This is a genomic window from Micromonospora sp. NPDC047753 (assembly GCF_040642735.1).
Lineage (GTDB): Bacteria > Actinomycetota > Actinomycetes > Mycobacteriales > Micromonosporaceae > Micromonospora.
In genome coordinates this window covers 26,440-32,767 of record NZ_JBEYSL010000014.1, presented here as the reverse complement: position 1 = coordinate 32,767, position 6,328 = coordinate 26,440, and the positions used below count along the sequence as shown (strand labels likewise).

Below are 6,328 nucleotides of genomic sequence, written 5' to 3'. Positions count from 1 at the left end.
GCTCAGGTGCCCGCCGAACGGATGGGCGACGTGGTCCAGCGGATCTCGTTCTTCGTCAACGCCGGGGTGCGCTTCGTCGAGGAGATCGCCAAGATCGGCGTCGCCAGCACGCTCGGCGGCGCGCCCGCGCCCGCCTCCGCCGCGAACACGCTCACCATGCGGGGTGCCGACGTCTCGTCGTTGCAGCGCAGCCTGGATCTGGGCGCCGGGTACTACGACGCCGGTGGCGTCGCCCGCGACCCACTGGACATCTTGAAGTCCGTCGGCGTCAACTACGTCCGGTTGCGCGTCTGGAACAACCCGGTCAGCGGCTACAACAACAAGAGCGCGGTGCTGGGTCAGGCCAGGGCGGCCAGGGCGAAGGGCCTCAAGGTGCTCATCGACTTCCACTACTCCGACACCTGGGCCGACCCGGGAAAGCAGTACAAGCCGGCCGCCTGGGTCGGCCACAGCCTCAGCCAACTGCGTACCGACGTCTACGCCTTCACCTACGACGTCTGTTCCAGCCTGCGGGGGCAGGGCACCCTGCCGGACAGTGTGCAGATCGGCAACGAGATCAACGTCGGGATGCTGTGGAACGAGGGCAAGGTCGTCAACAACGACTTCGCCCCGCTGGCCGGCCTGCTGAAGCAGGGCTACAACGCGACGAAGGCGTGCGGCAGCGGCATCCCGGTGATGATCCATACCGCCAACGCCGACAGCAACGCCAACGCCCGATGGTTCTACGACGGCATCCGAGCGCAGGGTGTGCAGTGGGACATCACCGCGCAGTCGTACTACTGCATGTGGCACGGCAGCCTGGCGAACCTCTACAACAACATCGTCGACCTGCGTGGGCGCTACGGCAAGCCGGTGGTGATCGTGGAGACCGCGTACCCCTTCACCCGGAACAACGCGGACAGCGAGCCGAACGCCATCGGCGACGCGACCTGTGACGGCATCAGCGCGACCTGGTTCGGGCAGGCCCAGGAGTTCGACTGGGTGCAGAACACCGCCCGCAACGCGGGGGCCATCGGCGTCTTCTACTGGGAACCGACCTGGTACGCCGTCCGCGGCAACGGCTGGGACCCGGCCAACATCAACGGCACCGGTAATCAGTGGGACAACATGGCGGTCTTCGACTGGTCGGGGCGGGTGAACCCGGGCGTACGGTGGACGCCCTGACCCCTGTCGGACGTGCGGCGACGGCTCCTGGCCACTGCCACGATCGCCCAGGCAGCGGCCATGACCCGTCGCCGAGACACCCGCGGGGGAGGATCAGCAGGTGCGCGGCTGCCAACTTACCTTCGTCACGAGCATGGGCACATACAGATCCCCGCCGCCGGGGCGGGCGCAGATCGCGCCGGAGAGCTGCGTCCCCAGATAGTTGTAGGACCAGGTGATCTCGGCGTTGCGGGAGGTGCGGTCCTCCACCACCGGTACCAGGCGGACTGCCACGGCTCCGCGATTGATCAGCGGTTGAGATAGGCGGCCAGGCCGCCGAGTTCCTCGCTGGCGATGAACACCGACCGCACGTTGAGGATGGCCTCCTCGACGTGGGCGGGGCAGCCCCACGCCGCGTCACCCCACGAATCGGCGACCTTGACCTCGGCCGGTGCCGTGCAACCGGCGGCGCCGCCGAGCTGGCAGTGCTCGGGGTGCGGCGCGGCGGCCTGCGCGGCTGCGGCGGCGCGCATCTGGGTGGCGAGTTCCGCCGCGACGGCGGCGCGCTGCTCAGCCTCGGCGCGCAGTTCCCGCTCCACGCGCAGCACCTTGGCCAGCTCGTCACTGGCGGACTTGGCGCGCGCCTCGGCGGCGAGTTTCGCCTGCTCGATGTGGTGGCGTTCGATGGCCAGGGCTGCGGTGCCGGCGAAGAGCCGGGTGAGGGCGAGGTCGGTGTCCTGCGGGACGCGCGGGGTGCGGTGATACATCGCGAAGGTGCCCAACAGGCCGCCGTCGCGGGCCAGGATCGGCGTGGACCAGCAGGCCGCCAACCCGGCCTGGTCGGCCAACCCCCGGAAGTCGTCCCAGAACGGGTCGGTGGCGATGTCGGTGACGATCACCGGTTCCCGCCGGTGTGCGGCGGTGCCGCACGAACCGACACCTTCGCCGGTCGCGATGCCGTCGATGGCCTGGTTGTAGAAGTCCGGCAGGCTCGGCGCGGCGCCGTGGCGCAGGTGCCGGGCGTCGGGATCGGCGAGCAGCACGGAGACGAGCACCTCCTGCGGTGCGAGGTTCTCGATGCAGCGCGCCATCCCGTCGAGCACCTCGGTCAGGGGCGCCTGGCGGGCGATCTGTTCCAGCAGGGCGCGGTGTTCGGCCATCAGCCGTTGGGCGTGCTTGACCTGCGTGGTCTCCACGCCCAGCACACGGATGCCGGTCACGTTGCCGTCGGCGCCCCGGCGCGGTTCGTAGGTGAAGTCGAAGAACGCCTCCCGCGCCTGCGGGCCGCCGCCCAGCACCACCCGGACGTCACGGCCGGTGTAGGGCTCGCCCGTGCGGAGGACCTGGTCCAGGAGCGCGATGAATCCCTGACCGGCCAGTTCTGGCATCAGTTCGGCGAGCGCGACCCCGACCCGGGCCCGCTCCTCGCCGATGGTGGCGAGGAACGCCGGGTTCGCTGTCTCCAGCAGGTGCTCCGGCCCGGCCAGCGAGGCGAAGACGGCGATGGACTGCCCGAACAGCGCCCGCAGGTCCTCCTCCGCTGCTTGCTCGGCAGCGGCCGGACGCGCAGCGGCAGTAGACCGTTGGCCTGGTACCGCGGTCATGGTGGGGGTTCGCCTCTCGTCTGCGGATACGGGAACGTGTCACCGGTCGGTGCGGGTGGTTACCACTGCCTGGAAGGAGCCACCGCCGGTGCAGCCTACCCATGTGCCCGACATTCAGGTCTTACCCCATCAACCACACACCGCAACCTGGAGCCCGACCGGTGGCCTGATCCGGTCAGGCGCGGCAGGCGTTGTCGCAGAACGGTCGCTTGACCGTCCGCCCGCAGGCACACGGCGGCATCCCGCCCCCTGAACCACACCCGGTCGCGGACGTTCGCTGCTCTTGGAGGGCTGGCGTTCACCGGTGCCGGCTGCGCTCGGCGAGTTGCTTCAGGTTCAGTAACTGCCGCCGCGCCATGATCAGGTCGCCGACGGAGAGCCCGGGTGCGGCCCAGCGGGGCGTCTGCATGACGACCTTGAGGAGTAGGCGCGTGGTGTTCCGCTCCCAGGGCACCAGGACGTAGGACACCGACACTCCCCGCCATGCCTGGAGAGCGGGTGAGAGGATAAGTCGTCGCAGGGATAGGACCGCGTCGTCTCGTTCCTGGTCACGCCCCACCGGTCACCGATCACGCATTCATCCTCCCGTCGCGGGATGGGGCCGCTCGTGCCACGGATCACCTGAGGCGCCCGCAGTGAGGTGTCGTTCGTAGCCGGCCACCTTGGCGTCGATGAGGTCGAGGCAGTCCTGCAGTTGGGTGAGCTGCTCGGTGACATGGCGTTGGTGTTCGCGGAGCAGCTCGAGCCGTTCGGTCTCGTTGCCGCTGCCCTCGCGGACGAGTTGGGCCAGGCGGCCGATCGTCGTGAGCGGCATCCCGGAGGCCCGGAACTTCACACAATTCGTCAGCCACTCGACGTCCCAGGCGCTGTAGACGCGCCTGCCGGACCCGTCGCGGCGCACGTCGCTGGCCAACAGGCCCGCACGCTCGTATAGCCGCAGAGTGTGCACGGTCAACCCGGTGCGCTGAGCCACCTGCCCGATGCTGAGGCCGCCGTCCGCCATGGCCTCGACCGTAGCCATTGACCTAGACCTCGGTCTAGCACCTAGCGTCCGCAGCATGACCTCCACCATGTTCGGTGCCCACAGCACTACTGCTGATGTCCTCACCGGAATCCACCTCACCGGCAGGACCGCCCTCGTCACGGGCGGCTACTCCGGCCTCGGTCTCGCCACGACCCGCGCGTTCACCCAGGCCGGGGCTCGGGTCGTCGTCCCCGCTCGCCGGCCCGACGCGGCGCGGCGGGCACTCGCCGACGTGGCCGGGGTGGAGGTCGACCAGCTCGATCTGGCTGACCTCGCTTCCGTCCACGCGTTCGCCGAACGGTTCCTGCGTGACCACCCCGCTCTGGACATCCTGATCGCGGGTGCCGGAGTCATGGCCTGTCCCGAGACGCGGGTGGGGCCCGGCTGGGAGGCGCATTTCGCGATCAACCACCTCGGCCACTACGCGCTGGTGAACCTCCTGTGGCCCGCACTCACCACGGCCGGGGCGGCTCGTGTCGTCTCGGTGGCCTCCGGGCGCGACCCGGCGTGGCGGATCCGGTGGGACGACGTGCAGTTCGCACGCGGCTACGACAAGTGGGAGGCGTACACCCAGTCCAAGCTCGCGAACATCCTGTTCGCCCGCCACCTCGCCATGCTCGGCGCGACGCACGGCGTCCGCGCCTTCTCCGTGAACCCCGGCTGGATCCTCACCCCTCTGCAACGACACCTCGCGGTCGAGGAAATGGTCGCCGCCGGCTGGATGGACGCGGAGGGGACTCCCGCGCCCGGCCTGTTCAAGACGGTCGAGCAGGGCGCGGCGACCCAGGTGTGGGCCGCCACGTCACCCCATCTCGACGCGAAGGGCGGCGCCTACTGCGTGGACTGTCGCACCACCGATGGCAGCCCTACCGACAGCGGCGAAGCAGCTCGCCTCTGGGCGCTGTCGGCCGACCTGACCGGCCTCGACCTCGTCGGGTGAGCCTGAGTGGTGTCGCGGCGCTTCCACCACAGGCATGCCCCGATCGTGCCGCCGGGCTTTCGGAGGTCAGATCAGGGCCGCGCCGAGGGCGCGGAACGCGTCGACGGGGAATGCCTTGTCGTCGCCTCCGTTGAGCACCTGGATCGCCACCTCGTCGGCGCCGGCCTGGTAGTGCTTCTCCAACCCGGCCACCACCTCTTCGACGGTGCCCCACGGGATCAGGGCGTCGACGAGGCGGTCACTGCCGCCGTCGGCGAAGTCCTCGTCGGTCCAGCCGAATCGCCGCAGGTTGTTGGTGTAGTTCGGCAGCGCGAGATACCCGCTCGTGTACTGGCGGGCGGTGGCGCGCGCGGTGGTGGCGTCCGCGTCGAGGACCACGGCGACCTCGGGGGCGAGCAGCCGGTCGGGCCCGATCGCCGCCCGGGCTTCGGCCGTGTGCTCGGCAGGGACGAAGTACGGGTGCGCCCCGGTCGAGCGGTCGCGGGAGAGTTCGAGCATCCGGGGGCCCAGTGCCGCAAGGATGCGCCGCTCGGGCGTAAGCCCGGCCGCGTCGAGGCCGTCGAGGTAATCGACCATCCGTGAGTACGGCTTGCGATAGTCGGTGCCGCCACTTTCCACCACCACCGCGTGGCTGGCGCCCAGACCGAGCAGGAACCGGCCGGGGTGCGCCTGCTCCGCGTCCTGGGCGAACGCCGCCGCCTCGGGTGGCGACGAGTGCCAGATGCTGAGGATCCCGGTCGCGACCCCGATGCGCGTGGTCCCGTCCAGGATCTCCCGGAAGCGGGGGGCGACGTTCTCGCCGAAACCACCGGAGAACCAGATTCGGGAGTAGCCGAGGCCCTCCAACTCTGTCGCGGCGTCGATGGCCGCGCCCTGACTCTCGCTAGCAAGGAAGAACGGTTGCCATACGCTCACGAGTCGTTGTGCCATACCGGAACCCTACGACCCTCAGCCGGTGACCGCTTCGGGTAACGCCGCCAAGGCTGATCCCGACGGCTGGCCGCGGTGTGGCCAGGCAGGGTTTGTGGGGCCATGAGCCGAGCCGGTTCACGGTAGGTTCGCCACATGGGTTCGATCTGGTCGGTGACCGTGCGGATCGGTTCGCTGTGGATCCTGACGGTGCTCCTCCTTGTGCTGTTCGCGCACGGCCCGCGTGTCGAGTACCTGCCGATCGGGGCGCTCACCGGCATCGTGTGGGCGGCGCTGCTCGGCGCGGGCGCATTCCTGTCGAGCAGGCTGGCGAGGTCAGGGCGCGTCAGGAGCGCCACCGTGCTGCTGTGCGTCGCGGCCCTGGTCGCCTGCGACGTGGCGGTCGTCCTCGACAGTGCGTTGATCTACGACGGGGCCGGTTACTGGACGCTCGACGGTGGTGCCGGCCTGCCATATTCCTACGCGCCGTTGTGGTACCCGGCTTCGCTGCTGCCGGGGATCGACATCGTCGGCATCGATCAGGCGACCACCACCGCTGGTGATGTCGAGTGGCAGGCCGAGCACGTCACCCCGGTGGCCGTGGTGTTGACCATCGCGTCGGCCCTCTTCATCGCATTCGTGGCGCGGACGCTCTTCGGAGGTTGGCAGGCCAGCCCGGGAAGCCGGCTGGCACTCGCCGGCTCCTGA

At 69.8% G+C, this 6,328-nt stretch carries 8 protein-coding genes; 3 read left to right on the top strand and 5 right to left on the bottom strand.

Annotated elements, in window-relative coordinates:
- Window positions 1-21: 21 nt before the first annotated feature.
- Window positions 22-1,164 (top strand): glycosyl hydrolase 53 family protein, encoded by a 1,143-nt coding sequence (locus ABZ749_RS02690; RefSeq protein WP_357222092.1) that lies wholly within the window; start codon window positions 22-24, stop codon window positions 1,162-1,164.
- A gap of 93 nt (window positions 1,165-1,257) precedes the next feature.
- On the opposite strand, the gene ABZ749_RS02685 is transcribed toward ABZ749_RS02690, so the two are convergent.
- The 4 genes from ABZ749_RS02685 to ABZ749_RS02670 all read right to left on the bottom strand — a co-directional run bounded on the left by ABZ749_RS02685 (window position 1,258) and on the right by ABZ749_RS02670 (window position 3,768).
- Entirely contained in the window at window positions 1,258-1,437 is a 180-nt protein-coding gene (locus ABZ749_RS02685) for a hypothetical protein (protein WP_357222090.1), read from the bottom strand.
- A 14-nt stretch (window positions 1,438-1,451) separates the two neighbouring features.
- Window positions 1,452-2,747, bottom strand: coding sequence for a GAF domain-containing protein (locus ABZ749_RS02680; protein ID WP_357222088.1), 1,296 nt, complete (start codon window positions 2,745-2,747; stop codon window positions 1,452-1,454).
- A gap of 298 nt (window positions 2,748-3,045) precedes the next feature.
- Window positions 3,046-3,216, bottom strand: a complete 171-nt coding sequence (locus tag ABZ749_RS02675; protein ID WP_357222086.1) for a hypothetical protein — start codon at window positions 3,214-3,216, stop codon at window positions 3,046-3,048.
- Window positions 3,217-3,324: 108 nt separating this feature from the next.
- Window positions 3,325-3,768, bottom strand: coding sequence for a MerR family transcriptional regulator (locus tag ABZ749_RS02670; protein WP_357222084.1), 444 nt, complete (start codon window positions 3,766-3,768; stop codon window positions 3,325-3,327).
- 37 nt (window positions 3,769-3,805) lie between these two features.
- Between ABZ749_RS02670 and ABZ749_RS02665 the strand changes: the two genes are divergently transcribed.
- Window positions 3,806-4,711 carry an SDR family NAD(P)-dependent oxidoreductase gene (locus ABZ749_RS02665; protein WP_357222082.1) on the top strand — a complete coding sequence of 302 codons (906 nt, stop codon included), beginning with the start codon at window positions 3,806-3,808 and terminating at the stop codon, window positions 4,709-4,711.
- Window positions 4,712-4,777: 66 nt separating this feature from the next.
- Here ABZ749_RS02665 and ABZ749_RS02660 read toward each other — a convergent pair whose 3' ends face one another.
- Window positions 4,778-5,641, bottom strand: coding sequence for a TIGR03620 family F420-dependent LLM class oxidoreductase (locus ABZ749_RS02660; protein ID WP_357222080.1), 864 nt, complete (start codon window positions 5,639-5,641; stop codon window positions 4,778-4,780).
- A gap of 135 nt (window positions 5,642-5,776) precedes the next feature.
- Here ABZ749_RS02660 and ABZ749_RS02655 point away from each other — a divergent pair, with 135 nt between their 5' ends.
- Entirely contained in the window at window positions 5,777-6,328 is a 552-nt protein-coding gene (locus ABZ749_RS02655; protein ID WP_357222078.1) for a hypothetical protein, read from the top strand.